The 255-nt window shown below is 66.3% G+C and carries 1 protein-coding gene; it reads right to left on the reverse strand.

Annotated elements, in window-relative coordinates:
- A partial coding sequence (locus AC6LKG_RS26645) for an autotransporter domain-containing protein (protein WP_498170017.1) occupies positions 1-255 on the reverse strand: 255 nt, incomplete at both ends.

Here is a 255-nt window from a genome sequence, read left to right on the forward strand (position 1 = left end):
GGCCGATGGCTCGATGAAGGCGCCGCCGTTGAGCAGGTTCAGCCGCCATCCGGCCTGCACGCTGGCCAGCAGCGACGTCGACCGCGCGCCCTGCGCGGCAATGTTCAGTTGGCTCGGGAACTGGTAGTTCTGGTTGGTTTTCAGGTACTTGGCGATGACGTCGACGAACGGGCCGTCCTCGTGGATCAGGGCGTAGTAGAGGCCGATGCCGCCCGTGGTGTGCCGTTCCGACAACTGGCCTTCGCCCTGGCCGGA

Source organism: Achromobacter sp. 46006, assembly GCF_059761975.1.